Source organism: Bacteroidota bacterium, assembly GCA_016715425.1.
GTDB lineage: Bacteria > Bacteroidota > Bacteroidia > Chitinophagales > BACL12 > JADKAC01.
The window spans coordinates 148,781-165,129 of the sequence record JADKAC010000002.1; the positions used below are offsets into that span (position 1 = coordinate 148,781).

Genomic DNA, 16,349 nt, shown 5'->3' on the forward strand with positions numbered 1-16,349 from the left:
TACCAGAAAAGTAAGGAGCTCCGTACCTCAAAAAAATTTAGTATTTTTAAAATCAAAATATTCCTACCATGCTAAACAAGGATAAAGTAATAGAAACAATAAAACAATTGCCTGATAATTTTCAAATAGAAGAACTTTTTGAACGAATTTTATTACTTGAAAAAATAGAAAGAGGTTTGGAGCAAAGTACCCAAGGAAAAATTACTCCTGATGAAGAATTAGAAGATAAACTTCCTAAATGGCTCGCTTAAATTGGACCGATCAATCTGTTCTTGATTTAATAAACATTTTTGATTTTATTGCTAAAGATTCTCGTCGTTTTGCAAAAATCACAATAGGGAAAATTAGAGATTCAGCCAAAAATATTCGGAATTATCCTTTGCTTGGTAAAATAGTTTCAGAGATAAATGTGGTTGAAATAAGAGAAGTTATTATTGGAAATTATAGACTGATTTATCTTGTTGTCGAAAAAGATCGGGTTGATATTCTTACTGTTTTTCATTCATCGAGATTATTAGATATTGAAGAATTCAAAAGTCGAGTAGGTAGAGGGGAATCACATCTATAAACCTCTCATAGAACCTTACTCGAACCTCTCGATTCATAAAGATATTCTTAACGCAATTCATATTCATATCGCCGCATAGTTAAACGAAGGGAACTCTGCGAGCAATAAGACATTATCCTATCGGTTGGTTTCTTTACCAACAGAAACCTACCTATAAGTAATCGGTCGGCGACCGGGAAACCAAATTAAATTCCGTTTGTATTAATTTTAATTCCTGAAATCAACTACCATCAATTCGAAATGATAAAATTACTTCCCTACTTATTAAATCCTGTTTTAATGTCCTTGCTGCTTTTCAGTTTTCTGTTGATTTGCTTAATAGCTTTTATGTATTATCTAAAATCTACAAAGGATAAAACCATGGATTCCGATAAAGCGGAAATCCCAATTGCCGATTTATTAATGCGTAATAAAAACAGAAAACCCCGCCGAGGAGGCAGGGTTTAAAAAAAATAATTCAGATAAATTAATGAGCAGCTTCTGTAGTTTCAGTGGCTGTTTCAGTAACAGTTTCTGCAGCATCAGTAGTTGTTTCTTCTGCTGCTGTCATGGTTTCTGAAGCACCTTCCTGAACTTGTTCAGTCATGTCTTCTCCATCCATGTTATCTGTTTTGTCTGTTTTCTCGCTGCAAGCAACAAATGCAGTTAGTGCAATTGCTACAGCAAACATTGATAATTTTCTCATTGGCTTTTATTTTAGATTTATAATAGGCAAAATTAGATAATAAATAACCAATACTTATTTCTGTCGGAAAAATATATTAACAGGCACTCCGGATAAGTTGAAATGTTCCCTCAGTTTATTTTCTAAGAAATTTCGATATGGCTCCCGTATATCTTTCGGATTATTTGTGAAGAAAGCAAAAGAAGGTGTACGTGCCGGCAATTGTGTGATGTATTTTACTTTGATATGTTTTCCTCTAATGGCAGGTGGCGGATACGCTTCTATCAATGGCAATAATTTATCATTCAATTGGGAAGTACTGATTTTTATTTTTTTGTTTTCAAACACCTGCAATGCAGTTTCCATTGCTTTGTAAATCCTGGTTTTATCCAAGGCCGAGATAAATATAATCGGCACATCTTTAAATGGTGCTAATCTGTATTTAATATGTTCTTCAAAATATTTCATGCTATTGGTATCCTTCTCCACTATATCCCATTTATTTACAAGCACAACTACTCCTTTGCGCTTTCTCACTATTGTACTAAAAATGGTAAGATCCTGACCTTCTATCCCCAAACTTGCATCTAATATCAGCAGACAAACATCTGCTTCATCAATTGCTTTTATCGCACGAATAACTGTATAGAATTCTATGTTTTCCTTTACTGCACTTTTCTTGCGAATACCTGCAGTATCAATCAATAAAAAATCTTTGTTGAACATGCGATAGCGAGTATGAATTGCATCACGAGTAGTGCCTGCAATATCTGTTACAATATTCCGCTCCTCACCTGTTAATGCATTTATCAAAGTCGATTTACCTACGTTCGGTTGACCAACAATTGCAAACTTTGGCAACTCTGCTAATTCACCGTCTATATCCGAAACATTATCCGGAATCTCTTTAGCAATTGCGTCCAACAATTCACCCGTTCCACTTCCTGTTATTGAAGAAACAAAATAAATATGTTCGAAACCTGTACTGTAAAACTCTTGTGCTAATAAAAGCCGGGTAGCATTATCTACTTTATTCACTGCAAGATAAACCCGCTTCTGTACCCTGCGCAATTTATTCAACATGTCTTCATCCAAATCCGTCATGCCTGTAGTAACGTCCACCATAAAAATTAATAGTGAAGCTTCTTCAATGGCCATATTCACCTGATTGCGAATTGCTTTTTCAAACACATCTTCCGAGTGCTCCACAAAACCACCGGTGTCAATCACATCAAATTGTTTTCCATTCCATTCGGAACTTCCATATTGACGATCTCGTGTAACGCCACTTATGTCGTCCACGATTGCTTGTCTCTCACCCACCAATCTGTTAAATAAAGTGGATTTGCCAACGTTAGGCCTTCCGATAATTGCGATTGTAAAACTCATGTTGTTATAATAAAAAAGGGCTGAAAAAACTTCAGCCCTTTAAATGTAGCGGAGGCAGGACTCGAACCTGCGACCTTCGGGTTATGAGCCCGACGAGCTACCAACTGCTCCACCCCGCGGTTTTTTAGCGACAGCAAAGATATGAAATTTTAACCCCATAACAAAGCCTTATGTATTTTTGGCAATGGCCTTTAAATCCGGATTCGTAAATATCATTGGAAAACCAAATGCAGGAAAATCCACATTGATGAATTTTCTTGTTGGCGAAAGGCTATCCATAATTACTGCTAAAGCACAAACAACAAGAAGAAGAATAATCGGCATTGTGAATACAGAAGAAATGCAAATTATTTATTCCGATACGCCGGGCATTGTGCATGATCCCCAATACAAATTACATGAACGGATGAACGCACAAATTTATACCGCATTGGAAGATGCAGATGTGCTGATTTATCTTACTACACCCGATGAAGAAATAGAAACTGAGAATACATTTTTATTGTCGTTTAAAAATATCACTATCCCATTTATTATCGCATTGAATAAAATAGATAAGATAGAAGAAAAAGTTATTGAAGAAAAAATAAAAATGTGGCAACACACATTTCCAAATGCAAAAGTGTTAGGTATTTCTGCATTGAAAAATAAAAATCTGGAATCATTGCAAACATGTATTCTTGAAAACATTCCGGAACATCCCGCTTATTATGATACCGATGCATTGACAGATCTTTCAGAAAGATTTTTTGTTGCGGAAATTATTCGTGAAAAGATATTGGAGCAATATGAAAAAGAAATTCCATACTCCGTAGAAGTAATAGTTACCGCATTTAAAGAGAAACCGGATATCACTGTTATCTCTGCCGAAATATATGTAATTCGTGAAACGCAAAAAATAATAATAATTGGCAAAGGCGGTAGTGCAATTAAAAAATTAGGAACAGAATCACGTAAAGCAATAGAAGAGTTTATACAGAAAAAAGTATTCTTAGAACTGCATGTAAAAATAAAAGGCGATTGGAAAAATGATGATCGCATGCTGAAGCATTTTGGTTATGAATAAATGCGGATGAAAAAAAATAAATCGTAACTATTTTTTTATTTCGTGATTTAATCCATCAGTTAACTCTACAACACTTTAAAAAGAACCTTCCCTATCTTTGCAAACTATTCAACTACATTAAAAAAAGAAATGAGCGAGATTAAATCATGTGTAATAATCGGTTCCGGACCTGCCGGATATACCGCCGCAATTTATGCCGCAAGAGCAAATTTAAAACCGGTGATGTACACAGGCTTAGAACCCGGCGGTCAGTTAATGCAAACCACTGATGTAGAAAATTACCCGGGATATCCATCAGGAATATTAGGACCTGAAATGATGGAGGATTTTAAAAAACAAGCAGAAAGATTTGGAACTGATATTCATTTTGGAATAGTGAATAAAGTAGATTTCAGTGGCTCGGTAAAAAAAATGTGGTTAGATAACGGCGAAGAAATTCAGGCACATAGTGTAATAATTGCAACCGGTGCTACAGCAAAATGGTTAGGATTAGAATCTGAAAAAAGATTAAATGGCAATGGTGTTTCTGCATGTGCTGTTTGCGATGGTTTCTTTTTTCGCAATCAAATTGTTGCTTTAGTTGGTGGTGGCGATACTGCATGTGAGGAAGCATTATATCTTGCAAAACTTTGCACCAAAGTTCACATGCTTGTACGCAAGGATCATTTCAGAGCTTCTAAAATTATGCAGGAGCGTGTGGAAGAAACCGCCAATATCGAAATTCATTGGAACACTGAAGTATTAGAAGTTTTAGGTGATACAACTGTAGAAGGTATGCGCATAAAAAATAATATCACCAACGAAGAAAAAGAAATTGCAATCACCGGATTTTTTGTTGCTATTGGTCATCAACCAAACACTGCAATCTTCAAAGGCATTTTGGATATGGATCAACAGGAATATCTTATTACAAAACCAGGAAGTACAAAAACAAATATTGCAGGTGTGTTTGCCGCAGGCGATGTACAAGATAAAACTTACAGACAAGCAGTTACTGCTGCAGGTTCAGGATGTATGGCTGCATTGGATGCAGAAAGATATCTATCAGAATTGGGAATTGAATAAACAATGCACCTTGTGTTCTGTTATTCTTTTCATTCAATACTTATATGGAAAATTTACCGAAAAACACTATTTACAAATTCACAGCAACATCATTGGAAGGAAAAGAAATAGCACTTTCGGAATATGCAGGAAGAGTATTATTGATAGTGAATACTGCAACACATTGCGGACATGTTGGTCAATTGCAAACATTAGAAAATGTGTATCAGCAATATAAAGAACAGGGATTTGAAATATTGGGTTTTCCCAGTAATCAATTTGCAAATCAAGAACCATTAGAGGGGAAAGCAATTGGTGAATTTTGTACAAAAAATTATGGTGTAAGTTTTCAACTATTTGATAAAATAAATGTGCGTGGTAAAGATGCACATCCACTCTTTAAATTTTTTGGTGATAAAAAACAAAATGGAAAGATTGCAGTGCATCCGTTATGGAATTACTACAAATTTTTAATTGATCGCAATGGTAATGTGATTGATTATTTTTTTACTTATACCCAACCGGATAACAAGAGAATTATTAAGGCAATTAAAAAAGCATTGCACACATCACCGGCAAATGCAAAACCTACATTTGCGCATTAACTTTATGAAATGAAAATTAATATACTTGCTTTTGGCGTGCATCCCGATGATGTAGAATTAGGTTGTGGTGGTTTATTATTAAATGAAAATAAGAATGGAAAAACTACCGGCATCATTGATATTACACAAGGTGAAATGGGAACACGAGGAACAGTTGAAATCAGATTGCAGGAAGCAAAAGATGCAGCAAAAATTCTGGGTGCATCAGTGCGTGAAAATTTAAACCTGGAAGATGCTTTTTTTGAAAATAACCGTAAATCGAAATTGCGTGTAATTGAAATGATAAGAAAGTATCAACCCGATGTAGTTATTTGCAATGCACTATGGGATCGTCATCCTGATCACGGTCGCAGTAATCAATTAGTGGAAGATGCATGTTTCTTATCCGGATTATTTAAAATTGAAACTACACTTGAAAATATAAAGCAGAAACCCTGGCGACCAAACTTAGTTTTACATTATATTCAAGATAGATTTATAACTCCTGCTTTTGTAGTAGATGTAACTGATGTTTGGGAAAAAAGAATGGATGCAATTTTAGCACATAAGAGTCAGGTGTATAATCCTGCATCCGATGAACCTAAAACATATATTGCTTCAAAAGCTTTTATGGAAAATATTAATTCCAGAGCTATGGAATTTGGAAGACCTTGCGGATTTCAATATGCCGAAGGATATACTTGTAAAAAAACTATTGGCTTGAAAAATATTGATGCTTTGTATTGATTCAAGTCTTGATTAATAAATAATCTTCATTCAAGTTTTATCAAATAAAAAAACCCCACCATGAAAGGTAGGGTTTCCGTTTATTTCGAATAATTTATTCCGCTGCTGTAGTAATTGTTCTGTTTTCTTTAATACGTGCGCTCTTACCTTTCAATCCTCTCAGATAGAAAATTCTGCTACGACGCACTTTACCTACCTTGTTCAATTCTATCTTCTCAATATTAGGTGAGAATAAAGGGAAAATTCTTTCTACACCAATTCCGTTAGAAATTTTCCGAACAGTAAATGTTTGAGTACGACCTCTTCCTTTTTTCTGTAGCACATCACCACGAAATAACTGGATACGGCTCTTATCACCTTCCACAATTTTATAGTGTACAGTTACATTATCGCCTCCTTTAAATTGGGGCATATCTCTCGATGGTATTAATTCTGTTTCAAGATTTTTAAGCAGTTCCATATTATAGCTTTTAAAAGTGGAAGGCAAAGGTACAAATTGCAGTTTCTAATTACAAGCAACTATAATTATTCTTCTAATAATCCTGGTCTGCGTTGTTTTGTTCGTTCCATTGCCTGCTCATATCGCCAATTTTCAATGTTTGCTGTATGGCCGCTCAGCAATATATCCGGCACTTTCCAACCATTAAATTCAGCAGGTCGGGTATAAACCGGTGGTGATAATAAATTATCCTGAAAAGAATCGCTGAGAGCAGATGTTTCATCATTTAATACTCCGGGCAATAATCTCCCGATAGAATCCACCAACACTGCGGCTGCCAATTCACCACCACTAAGTACATAATTGCCAATGGATATTTCTCTTGTTATTAAATGTTCCCGCACTCTCTCATCCACACCTTTATAATGACCACAAAGCAGCAGCAAATTATTTTTTAAAGAAAGATTATTTGCCAACGGTTGATCCAATAATTCACCGTCGGGAGATAAATAAATGACGTCATCATATTTTCTTTCCAATTGAAGCGCATTCACACAATTAAAAATCGGCTCTATCATCATCACCATTCCTGCGCCACCACCAAACTGATAATCATCTACTTGCTTATGATTAAATGTGCTATAATCTCTGAGATTAATAAGATTTACTTCTAATAAACCTTTCTCTTTTGCCCGTTTCATAATACTATGATTCAGTGGGCTCTGTAATAATTCAGGTAGAACGGTAATAATATCGATTCGCATTACAATAGAATTTAAATATCCAAGATACCTTCCGGCGCCTGAATGAAAAGAATTTGCTTTTTTTAAGTCCGTTTTTAAAATCAGGTTGGGATGCAATGCAAGTAACAATTCCTTTTCATTAAAATTAAGAGTTACCAAATCATAATCCCCCATTGAAGTTACATTTAAAATAACTCCAAGTTCACCCAGATTACTATCTACAATTAAAAATCCTACAAATTCAGAATCCAATTCTTCTTCTTCTTCAGGCAATACATATTCTAAATTTCCAAACACTGGTTTTTTGGTGAGAACAGCGGCATCTTCTTTAGTATTGATGTCTTCCAGTTTTATTAATGTATCACCATTTTCAAAATAATCTATCTCCTCAATAAAATAGGGAATATGATTTTCAGAAAATAAAAAAAAGAGTGCTTCCGATTTCGAAAGCACTCTAATATTTTCATTGAATTGAATACGCAAAAAACCTTTTACCCCATGGGTGCGCAAAGAATAACCGACCTCGATTAACGAACCGGAAATCAACACTTATTCTTTTACAGGCTCTTCAGCAGTATTTTCTTCCGCTGATTTTTCTTCTTGAACATCACTTGCAGGCTCTTCATTTGAAGCTTCTGTAGCAGGTGTTTCCACTTCTGCTGTTGCAGCTTCCTCCGCTGCTTTAGCTTCTGCTGCTGCTGCATCTTCCGCAGCCTTGGCATCGGCTATAACTTTTGCATCTGCTTCTTCTTTATCTCTACGCTTAGCATCAATGCGATCCTTCTCATCTGATTTCGCTTTTGCTGCTCTGTCTTCAATCATTTTCACATGATCACTAACAGCACCATGATGGCCACGTTCCCAATCCATAAATTTTTCATCCACCTGCTCTTGCGTTAATGCACCTTTTTTCAATCCACGTAATAAATGTTTTTTGTAAAGCACCCCTTTGTATTTCAGAATTGCATTTACAGTAGTGGAAGGTTCTGCACCTTGTAATAACCACATTAGTGCTTTATCTACGTCCAATGTAATTTGTGCAGGAACTTTAGTAGGATTATAAGAACCTAATCTCTCAATAAATCTACCGTCTCTGGGTGAAGTGTTGTGCGCTGCTACGATATGATAGAAAGGCGCTTTTGTGCGACCGTGTCGCTGTAATCTTAATCTAACTGACATGTTTCAATAATTAATATTGTTAAAAAATATCCCGGAATAATCGTATAAAACGACGATCGGGAATTGAGGTGCGAAGTTAATAATTAATACCTAAAATTTTTAATAGTCTGTAGAATTTGACTATTGCAACCAATGCTGAAGCGATACTCCCAATAATTTTTCTAATTGCTCCACATCCTCTTTATAGTAATTAATCAACCAACTTTTTTCCTCTGGGGAAATTAAAGGGATATTATCTTTTGTATAGATCAAAGATTTAATACGTGATTTTAATGAGTCGGGAAATAATTTTTTTGATAATCCGTAAATTCCTGTTTGTGTCAACCAATAATTTAATTTTCCAAAACGAGGTAAACCTGCTTCATTATATTTCATACTCATATCCAAAGAAAAATCTGCATCCACACCAATGAATGCAAATAACTTTTTCATTACCACAGCAGGATCTTTTTTATAATCATCATACAGAATTACATGCACTTGATTCTTTGAAAAAATATCAAAATAATTTTTTACCTGCGGATAATATTTTCCTACTTCCAAATACAAATGACTTACACCCCAGCCCTTATCTTTTTTATCTTGATCATTCTGAATTTCAAGCAACAAATCTTTGGTAATAATTTTTCCGAGTTTAAGATTCATCAGATATTGAGAAAACAAACGATCAATCGGATTGCGCAATATCATTACAATTTTTGCTTCTGGCAATTGCGCATGAATGGCATTTGCCGTATTGGGGCAATACAAATAAGAATTACTTATCTCACCAATTGCTTTTTGCTCTTTTACATCTCTGAATAATTTTTGATATTGCTGCCAGGTACGGACATGTGCAATATGAATTTTTTTATCCATCGGACCATCCAGATATTTATCGAGATTATGATCTATATCCTGTTTATAATCCACATTGAATTTATCAAACAACATATCTGCGTCGCTGAAGAAATTTGTTTCCTTCACAGGCGACATAAAAATTTCAGGATGCTGATTTAAATATTCATGCAAGGAAGTGGTACCGGCCTTTACCGCACCTACCACCAGAAATGTTGGAAGTTTTAAATTACTCACCGCAGATATTTCCAGAAAAATTTGCGCAGCACATTAAAAAAATTGTATAACCAAAATGCTTGTGCCGGAATTTTAAATTTATCCCATGAAGCAGGAAAATCATAACCCCAATGTTGCATATAAGGACCGAAAATAAATTTAGCTCTGCGCTTAGCTTTATCGGTTTCATAGTATTCCCAAAACGTTTTTGTTTTTTCAGCAGTTTTATTTGCTTGTGGAATGTCTCTTACTTTTTCAGCACCAACCAATTTTAGCATCTCAGAAAAATCATGTTGCAAATTTTCGAAGCGGATGATATAATCAAAATTTTTATGTTCCATTATACTCCATGATGCATAAGGGATTGAATACGCCCGCATAAAAAAGTTCTCGAAAGATTCACCACCTTTTACAATAGATTTATATTGCCTTATATTCCACCAACGCATAATATATTTTCTTAAAAAGCCATGTTTCAAATAGCGTGGATTGGAATAGCGATTCTCGTGATCTGTTTTAAATTTAAAATAATTGCTTACACAAATATCCATTGGATTGCGCAAGCCACTAATTGCTTTATATGTTTTTTGTTCAGGAGTTGCTTGCTTTAAAAAATCGGTACTGTATAAGGCATGTTTAAATAAAAGTTCTCTCCCATCATAGTTTGCAATTAACTCTTTTGCAATTGCACTGCTTGCAGTTTGTGGAAGTTCTATAAAAACATACTTGAATTTATCACTGATAATCATAATTAAAACTTTGTATTGAAAATGGCTTTATAAATAACGGCGGCCTCACTAAAATTTCCTTTTGCTAAATAAGTTGCACTTCTGCTGAGGAGATGTAAATACAGAAATGGCAGTTGCGGGCGATAATATTTTTTATACAATTTTATCTTCCCACGATATTTATAATGCAAGGCTTTAATCTGCCATTTACTTTTTTTCGGACTATTGCCAGTGCTTGCTCCCTGCTTGTGATACACTTTACTTTTTGCCGCAACACCTACGGACCAACCCTTGCGTTTTGCACGAGAAGCCCAATCATTTTCTTCATTATATAAAAAATAATCTTCGCTCATAACACCTACATCCAACACAAAACTTCGAGGTACAAACATAGCAGCACCAATTACATAATTGCATTGTACATCAGCATTATCAAACTGCCCAATATCTTTTTGTTGCGCTCCAATTATTTTTGATTTACCCGAGTATTTATTAAACACTGCTCCCATTCCCTGCAAGGTATCCGGCTTGTGATACAATAATAATTTAGACCCAATAATGCCAATCTTTTTCTTTGCATGCAATTCCCCATAATCTACAAGTTGTTTCAATGTATCACTTTCAATTACGGTATCATTATTCAACAACCACATATAGTCGAAGCTATTAAAAATTGCATAACGCAAACCCACATTATTACCACCGGCAAAACCAAGATTTTCATCACTTTTAATAAATAGAATTGGTTTGATTCCACCGGTATTAATTAATCGCAAATGATCAGATTCTTCCACATTTGCTCTTAAATACATCACTGGTTTTATAGCAGGTGGATTTGAATATTTAAATAATGGATTTGAGGCTTCTACTTTTGGAAATGCTTCACCTCTACACCATTTAATTAGTTGCTCCCATGAATTATTTGTTGAGTAATTTTCTACAACTACAATTTGAAAATTACTGTAGTTGCTTTTTAAAATGCTCTCCATACATTCAATAGTATCTTCCCAGGTATTATAATTTACCAGGATAATACATACCGAAGGTGCATGTGTATTTATTGCATCCAATTGCTTAGGTCTTTATTCAATAAAGCAGATAATTTTTGTATATCCACTTTATAATAATTAATAAGAAATGCTTTTTCTTCCGGAGTAATTTCTCCCTTATCCGATTTATCTCTGTATAAATATTTTACTGCAAATTTTTTAATTCCGGATCCCGAAATACGTTTTAATAATGGACGAATCCCAAGTGTATTCAATAACCAAGTAAGATTTTTATATTTCGGTGTATATACTTCATTGTATTGCACAGAAGTATCGGCAATAAAATTCGGATCGACACCAATGAATGCATATAGTTCACTAATCAATTGTTTGCTATTGCGACGCATATCTTCTGTGAAAATAATCTTTACATTTTCGGGTGAAAATATTTCGAGATAACGTTTCACTTGCTCATAATATAATCCCAATTCTAAATACAGATTTGCATTACCCCACACTTTAGGGATATGCTTTTCATCTTCTTGTATTGCCTGCATAAAATTGAAAATATTACTGTTGCCTGTATATAAATTCATGCGGTAATGCGAGAAGGCTCTTTGTATAGGATTGCGCAAAGCGATAATGATTTTTATATCGCCCAATGCTTGCTTTATTTCTTGTGCCGCAACTGTAGAATACAAATACGAAGTGCTTAATTCACCAATTGCTTTTTGCGCTTGAATGTTTTTAAATAACAATTGATATTGCTCCCAACTTCTCACAAATGCTGCATGATATTCCACATCCATTTCACCATTAACATACCCTTCTATATCTTGCAATTTATTATTTGCAAACGATTTTAAAAATAAACTCGTATCAATATCTTTTGAGAAATAATGCGGTTCTTTTATTGGGCTGAGATAAACTTCCGGATGTTGTTTCAAATAATGATACAGCGAAGTAGTGCCGCCTTTATTTGCGCCAACAACTATAAAATTTGGGAGTGTGTTATTTATACTCATGAGTTATTTCAGAGCAAGCAGCGCATCGGCAACATCCTTCGATATACAATATACATTATTCAATTGCTCCACATACGGAATTTTAATTGACTTAATTATTTTATAATCCTTTATTGAAACTATTTGAACCATATTAGGTACTGCCTCACCACCGGGGAATAAACCTAAATAGCGCTTTCTAGTTTCAGAAACTCCGGCATAATAATAACCCAGTTCATTATCCAAATCACCACCTCTGCCAAATCCTTTTGTGTCTATGCTCTTTAAAAATTTCCAATCTTTATCAAACACTTTTAGCTCAAAATGCCCACTGTCAAAAACCCAATAATTTCCATTTACTTGTCGCACACTATGCGGTGCTTTTAAATTCAATGGATATCGTTTGCGATTCGAAATATTTACAACGCCACCATTGCCTTGACTCTTAATAAATTTTTGTGCAATACGCTTCATTAATTGTCTTCCTGAAGTATGATGCACTAATATATAGGTATCATTATCATAGCCTGGAAAAATCAGATTGCAATGAAATTTGTCAACCACTTCTACATCATCTGCATCTTCACCTTCTTCCGGTGCTGTAGATTTAAAATCACTTAGATTTATACGTGATAAAACTTTATTTGTAGTAATATCATAGCACACAATTTCATCGTGCTTGGTATTGGAAATCCAAAGACCATTACCGATGAAACTTATTTCGTGTATATCTGTAAGATTAGGAATTTGCAGATCCACATAAGTTGCATGCTTCAAATCAAATTTAAATACTGCAACACTCGATGCAAAAAATAATATAAATGGATCATGCGGATGTGGTGCCATAGAGCTCATGCCCAACTCGCCCCATGTATTAAAAAAAGGAACAGGAATAATTTCTTCCTTATTATTAATAAGCTGAACACTTCGTATTGTATCACGATTCAAAACTCTGTCGGCAGGGTTTGCATTTAATGAACCGATAACTAATAATCTATTTGACTCTTTTAAAAACATAGCTAATAATTAATTTTTTTAATTTTAAGTGGCAGCAATTTTCTTTGTAACAATCTCCTTTTTACTTTCTTGAACTTCCCACAATTTAAATGCATAAATTACTAGAATAAAAATAGCGGTTGAGCCGGGTTGGGTGAATAAATTTCCTTTGGCTAAGGAAGTGGCAAAACAATAAAATAAAAAATATACCGCCGTAATATAATACACATTTTTTCTATAGGTCTTTACAAATTTCATAGAGCGGAAGGCAATAAAAAATTGAATATACATAATTAAAGTACCTAAAATTCCATAGGTTATTATCGAACCAAGTATTCCAATATCACCCGGTGCTATTGTGGTAATTGGTTTATCCGGATCATTATAATCGGCACCATATTTTCCCACGCCAATTACCCATCCTATAGGGTATGAGGCCAGATATATAAGTACAATTGCAGTTTCCTCCACCCTTGCTTCAACAGAACCTTCACCAGTATCCTCACCTAAAAAGACCAAAACGACGTTTGTATATTGTTCTAAATATCTGCCGGCAAATTCAGGAAACGCAAAGGTTAGAATAGTCATGAAGACAAGAAATAGAGTGCCTCCTACAAATGAATAAATCAATGTACGTTTCCAGTTCACTTCAATTAAATAATATAGAAATATACCGGCAACAACAGAAAGCATTACAATTCTTCCTTGATGCAAGAAAAATAAATAAGCAAGTTGAATAATTGCCAACCAAACGTACATCTGCTTTTTTTCCACTATAAATTTTATCATGTAGTACAAAGCAAGAAAGGAGATAAAATCAACACCAAAACGAAAACGATATCCTCCTTTTAAATCACTATAACCCACGAAAGAATATTCTGCATATTTTTCTGCGTCAAGAAAAACATAGCAATACAAATAAAAGAACAGGCATAACCAGCCTAACCATTCCATGGCACGAAACAAATCCTTGATGGTAAAAAAATGAGTCCGCAATAAAAAGATAATTAAAAAAATACCTCCCAAACCAAACCAATGTCTTTGCGCAATTAATCCACCGGGAATACTTTGCCCTTCAGCAATATTTGCTGCCACTGCCGATAACACCGGCAAAGTTAGCATCATCACATACAGATAATTCATTTCATCCAAAGTCTTGCGTATCAGGATTACATAAAATAAATAAATGAATGAAAAGATTGTGATAAAAAAATACCAAAACACTTCGGCATAAGTGTAATAATCCGTTAGTGTTGTCTTGGTAAGTAAGCGTGTTGTAAATAAAATTATGAATATAAGAATCCATAGTTTTCCCCATACCGAATTCGGTTCTTTATAAATTCCTGGTTCCGGTGTGGTGATTCCCATTATTAATAATTTAATTTCTTTTGTATTAAATCTTCTGTCGCCAAAATATCATTACTAAAATATTCTGTAAATAATTTATGGCGAATTTCTAAATCCAGTTTTGGTGACTTCACCGTTTTTGCATTTTGCTTTATAAAAAAATCACGCAATTTTTTTCTTGTGCTTTTTCCTGGTATCAAAGTTTTAAAAATCTGCTTCACAAAGTTAGGCCTTCTCACAAGATCACGAACCATTTCATTTTTCGCTTCAAATGCTTGATTGCTGTGAACATCCGTTGGCAATTCCTGATGTTCTATTTGTAAAAAATCTTCAATACGCCGAATTGTTTCCGGCAATTGCTTTTTAATATCCTCCTCAAATACAAGAAACAAAAAATTTTCTCTTGGGAAAAATTTAAAATAATTACGCAAGTGTTCAGCATATAAACTTCTCGTTTTATAGGCAAAAACTTTTTGTTCTTTAAAATTTGATTTACGACCGACTTCTTTTTTCAAAGCATCTTCAAAACTTAAATCTTCCAGACCTTTACGTTTTGTCATCAGGTAATGTGAATATGCCCGATCCACCGGATGACGAAATATTACAAGAAATTTAAGATTGGCACCATACGTATTAAATAATCGTTCAGCCACTTTGCCTTCCATTATATAATCCGGATCAAATTCACCGGAAAATTTTTTCGCCTTTATAATTACTAAAATAAGTAGCATTATAAAAGTCTATACCTTTATTAAAATCATCTTCAAACAAAAAAAATTTTGTTTCTTTTACTGCTGGCAGAAATATCTGACTATGTTGATTCAGAATTTCAGCCAAGGTAGTAGTACCGGCTTTTTGAGCACCGATACAAAAGAAGTTTTGAACTGGAATATTCTTTTTTAATTCAACCATTGTGATAAATCTGTTTGAATTAATTTTTCCAATAGCATAATATCCTGCCTGTATAATTCCACCAATTGCTTCCGTGTTTCTGCTTCCATATCCACTTTCTTCAAATTATGTTTAAGCAATAAATTTTTTGCCTGCATTCTCAATTTCTTCTTCGCATCTTTCGACATCATCTTTCTGATTCCATTCAATACCGGATTACTGCGATTTGATAATAAGCGTTTGAACCATTTCACTTTCATTTCACCGCTTTGATTGCGTTGTTGAATTTCTTTTTGCAAACTTTCACTTTCTATTTCCAGAAACTCCAACACTTGCTTAATAAACCTATTCGGCTGTTGTTCCAAATCATCGAAGAACATAATCTTCACATGATCAAAATTGTTTAAGTATGCATTTACCTGCTTATAATAAAATCCTTTGTCTGCATAATAAAAATCAAAATGCCAGTTTTCTTGCATGCGTTGTTTTTCAGCAGCTATTGCTTTTTCAAAAGAAAGTGGCTCACGCAAATCACGACGATTATGCATATACTGAGAAAATGCACGGTCAGCAGGATTGCGCAGTATGATTAATATTTTTATTTTTTTTGAATCAGGTACTAGGGTTTGAATATTACGAATGCTGTCATCAAAAAAATATAAATAAGGAGTAGAAGATTCTCCCAATATTTTTTCATTCTGCCCTGCAAAAAGATTTAAATATTCCTCCGGTGATTGGATGTATTTATTTCTCGAATCTTTAAAGTCCGGATGTTTACCATAAAAAGAAAAGAAGCTCGGTTCTTTTTGTAGAGGCATAAAAATTTCAGGATGCGTTGCCAAATGTTCATGCAGTGCAGTTGTACCACTTCGTGCAGCACCCACTATCAAAAAATTTGGCCAACGGTTCTCCATCTAT

General features: G+C 34.3%; 20 protein-coding genes and 1 tRNA gene. 6 read left to right on the forward strand and 15 right to left on the reverse strand.

What is annotated here, in order from left to right; translation table 11 throughout:
- The first annotated feature begins 68 nt into the window (after positions 1-68).
- Positions 69-251 (forward strand): hypothetical protein, encoded by a 183-nt coding sequence (locus tag IPN31_02525; GenBank protein MBK8680781.1) that lies wholly within the window; start codon positions 69-71, stop codon positions 249-251.
- Positions 239-568: a type II toxin-antitoxin system RelE/ParE family toxin gene (locus IPN31_02530; GenBank protein ID MBK8680782.1), complete on the forward strand. Its 330-nt coding sequence runs from the start codon at positions 239-241 to the stop codon at positions 566-568. Before IPN31_02525 ends, IPN31_02530 begins: the two co-directional genes overlap by 13 nt.
- Before the next feature lie 466 nt (positions 569-1,034).
- Here the strand turns inward: IPN31_02530 and IPN31_02535 are convergent, their stop codons facing one another.
- The 3 genes from IPN31_02535 to IPN31_02545 all read right to left on the reverse strand — a co-directional run bounded on the left by IPN31_02535 (position 1,035) and on the right by IPN31_02545 (position 2,740).
- On the reverse strand, positions 1,035-1,253 hold the full coding sequence (locus IPN31_02535; protein ID MBK8680783.1) for a hypothetical protein: 219 nt from the start codon (positions 1,251-1,253) through the stop codon (positions 1,035-1,037).
- Between the two features lie 54 nt (positions 1,254-1,307).
- Complete coding sequence (gene der / locus IPN31_02540; GenBank protein ID MBK8680784.1) at positions 1,308-2,621, reverse strand: ribosome biogenesis GTPase Der; 1,314 nt, start codon at positions 2,619-2,621, stop codon at positions 1,308-1,310.
- Between the two features lie 46 nt (positions 2,622-2,667).
- Positions 2,668-2,740: transfer RNA gene (locus IPN31_02545), tRNA-Met, on the reverse strand.
- 65 nt (positions 2,741-2,805) lie between these two features.
- Between IPN31_02545 and era the strand changes: the two genes are divergently transcribed.
- The 4 genes from era to bshB1 all read left to right on the forward strand — a co-directional run bounded on the left by era (position 2,806) and on the right by bshB1 (position 6,062).
- Positions 2,806-3,687 carry a GTPase Era gene (era, locus tag IPN31_02550; GenBank protein ID MBK8680785.1) on the forward strand — a complete coding sequence of 294 codons (882 nt, stop codon included), beginning with the start codon at positions 2,806-2,808 and terminating at the stop codon, positions 3,685-3,687.
- A gap of 129 nt (positions 3,688-3,816) precedes the next feature.
- On the forward strand, positions 3,817-4,752 hold the full coding sequence (gene trxB, locus IPN31_02555; protein MBK8680786.1) for a thioredoxin-disulfide reductase: 936 nt from the start codon (positions 3,817-3,819) through the stop codon (positions 4,750-4,752).
- Between the two features lie 44 nt (positions 4,753-4,796).
- The gene (locus tag IPN31_02560) at positions 4,797-5,336 is read left to right on the forward strand and encodes a redoxin domain-containing protein (protein ID MBK8680787.1); all 540 of its coding nucleotides are present in this window, start codon (positions 4,797-4,799) and stop codon (positions 5,334-5,336) included.
- 9 nt (positions 5,337-5,345) lie between these two features.
- Positions 5,346-6,062 carry a bacillithiol biosynthesis deacetylase BshB1 gene (bshB1, locus tag IPN31_02565; GenBank protein ID MBK8680788.1) on the forward strand — a complete coding sequence of 239 codons (717 nt, stop codon included), beginning with the start codon at positions 5,346-5,348 and terminating at the stop codon, positions 6,060-6,062.
- A gap of 94 nt (positions 6,063-6,156) precedes the next feature.
- On the opposite strand, the gene rplS is transcribed toward bshB1, so the two are convergent.
- The 12 genes from rplS to IPN31_02625 form a co-directional block, all read right to left on the reverse strand.
- Positions 6,157-6,522 (reverse strand): 50S ribosomal protein L19, encoded by a 366-nt coding sequence (gene rplS, locus IPN31_02570; GenBank protein ID MBK8680789.1) that lies wholly within the window; start codon positions 6,520-6,522, stop codon positions 6,157-6,159.
- 65 nt (positions 6,523-6,587) lie between these two features.
- Positions 6,588-7,265 carry a tRNA (guanosine(37)-N1)-methyltransferase TrmD gene (gene trmD, locus IPN31_02575; protein MBK8680790.1) on the reverse strand — a complete coding sequence of 226 codons (678 nt, stop codon included), beginning with the start codon at positions 7,263-7,265 and terminating at the stop codon, positions 6,588-6,590.
- Between the two features lie 528 nt (positions 7,266-7,793).
- Complete coding sequence (gene rpsP, locus IPN31_02580; protein ID MBK8680791.1) at positions 7,794-8,423, reverse strand: 30S ribosomal protein S16; 630 nt, start codon at positions 8,421-8,423, stop codon at positions 7,794-7,796.
- Positions 8,424-8,543: 120 nt separating this feature from the next.
- The gene (locus IPN31_02585; GenBank protein ID MBK8680792.1) at positions 8,544-9,497 is read right to left on the reverse strand and encodes a sulfotransferase; all 954 of its coding nucleotides are present in this window, start codon (positions 9,495-9,497) and stop codon (positions 8,544-8,546) included.
- The gene (locus IPN31_02590; protein MBK8680793.1) at positions 9,494-10,225 is read right to left on the reverse strand and encodes a hypothetical protein; all 732 of its coding nucleotides are present in this window, start codon (positions 10,223-10,225) and stop codon (positions 9,494-9,496) included. Before IPN31_02590 ends, IPN31_02585 begins: the two co-directional genes overlap by 4 nt.
- A 2-nt stretch (positions 10,226-10,227) precedes the next feature.
- Positions 10,228-11,274 carry a glycosyltransferase family 2 protein gene (locus IPN31_02595; GenBank protein ID MBK8680794.1) on the reverse strand — a complete coding sequence of 349 codons (1,047 nt, stop codon included), beginning with the start codon at positions 11,272-11,274 and terminating at the stop codon, positions 10,228-10,230.
- Entirely contained in the window at positions 11,262-12,218 is a 957-nt protein-coding gene (locus IPN31_02600) for a sulfotransferase domain-containing protein (protein MBK8680795.1), read from the reverse strand. Before IPN31_02600 ends, IPN31_02595 begins: the two co-directional genes overlap by 13 nt.
- A gap of 3 nt (positions 12,219-12,221) precedes the next feature.
- Positions 12,222-13,214 carry a DUF4915 domain-containing protein gene (locus IPN31_02605; GenBank protein ID MBK8680796.1) on the reverse strand — a complete coding sequence of 331 codons (993 nt, stop codon included), beginning with the start codon at positions 13,212-13,214 and terminating at the stop codon, positions 12,222-12,224.
- Positions 13,215-13,238: 24 nt separating this feature from the next.
- The gene (locus IPN31_02610) at positions 13,239-14,561 is read right to left on the reverse strand and encodes a hypothetical protein (GenBank protein MBK8680797.1); all 1,323 of its coding nucleotides are present in this window, start codon (positions 14,559-14,561) and stop codon (positions 13,239-13,241) included.
- A 2-nt stretch (positions 14,562-14,563) separates the two neighbouring features.
- On the reverse strand, positions 14,564-15,271 hold the full coding sequence (locus IPN31_02615; protein MBK8680798.1) for a sulfotransferase domain-containing protein: 708 nt from the start codon (positions 15,269-15,271) through the stop codon (positions 14,564-14,566).
- The gene (locus tag IPN31_02620; protein ID MBK8680799.1) at positions 15,225-15,452 is read right to left on the reverse strand and encodes a hypothetical protein; all 228 of its coding nucleotides are present in this window, start codon (positions 15,450-15,452) and stop codon (positions 15,225-15,227) included. Before IPN31_02620 ends, IPN31_02615 begins: the two co-directional genes overlap by 47 nt.
- Positions 15,440-16,345 carry a sulfotransferase domain-containing protein gene (locus IPN31_02625; GenBank protein ID MBK8680800.1) on the reverse strand — a complete coding sequence of 302 codons (906 nt, stop codon included), beginning with the start codon at positions 16,343-16,345 and terminating at the stop codon, positions 15,440-15,442. The genes IPN31_02620 and IPN31_02625 overlap by 13 nt, the downstream gene beginning before the upstream one ends.
- Positions 16,346-16,349 lie beyond the last annotated feature (4 nt).